This window comes from Litorilinea aerophila (assembly GCF_006569185.2).
In the GTDB taxonomy this organism is placed as follows: Bacteria; Chloroflexota; Anaerolineae; order Caldilineales; family Caldilineaceae; genus Litorilinea; species Litorilinea aerophila.
In genome coordinates this window covers 1-899 of the sequence record NZ_VIGC02000088.1, presented here as the reverse complement: position 1 = coordinate 899, position 899 = coordinate 1, and the positions used below count along the sequence as shown (strand labels likewise).

The following is an 899-nucleotide window of genomic DNA, read 5'->3' as shown; positions in this document are numbered from 1 at the left end:
ATCTAGCCACACATCACTTTGGGAAGTAAGTCGTGAAACGAATAGGGACGGGTTGTCCGAGCCTGATACAACGTTCGATCCAGTCCCAACCGATGCGAAAGTAGCTCTTGTCCCGACGGCTCTTGACATCAACGAAATGTCGCCAACCTCGTTTGACGACCCAGCTGCCGACGGAGATGAGCCAGACAAAGGCGAGCGAGACAGCCAGGACGAGACGAGAGATACGGTCGGGATCGTTGAGGTGGGTTGCTTCCAAGTCGAAGCCATGTCCTTTCCAGTCACCATACATTTCTTCGATCCACATGCGGATGCGATAGCGGTTAAGTAACCGTCGTTGGCCTGGACAATCCGAGACGAGATACCAGGGCTCGTCTTCGCCTCTCTCCCAGTGGAGAATCAACCAGAAACCAGGGAGATCATGTTTTTCAGTCAGATGCACCCACCCCAGATAGCGGGTCTCTCCGGGCGCCAGCGTGAGCTCGCTGAGCTTGCGCCACTGCCCACCAGGCCAGCGCACCTTGATGCTGCCTCGCTGGCGGATCAGGAAGTGCCACCCCTGCTGGCGCAGCCACTGGAGCAGTCGAACCGACTGGAACTCGCTGTCTCCCAGCACCCAGACCTCGCTACCTGCAGGGATGAAGGGACGCACGGCTTCGAACAGCGCCACCTGGTCGGCCAGCGAGGTGTGTCCTCGGCTGCCTCGATGCACGCTCCACACCAGCGGCAAGGTCCGCCGCTTGTAGGCCAGACCGAGGGTCAGCAGCCGATAGGACTGTCCCACCTTGGTGGCGTCAATCACCAGACGGATGGGCGACCCCGCCGCCGACCTCAGCAATTCGAGCACAACCGGCTCGTACCAGCGCCGCACCTCAAGACGGCGGTTGCTCAGAAACCTGCGC

1 protein-coding gene is annotated in these 899 nt (G+C 60.2%); it reads right to left on the bottom strand.

Annotated elements, in window-relative coordinates:
- Positions 1-13: 13 nt before the first annotated feature.
- On the bottom strand, positions 14-899 hold an 886-nt coding region (locus FKZ61_RS23730), incomplete at its 5' end, for an IS4 family transposase (RefSeq protein ID WP_141612655.1).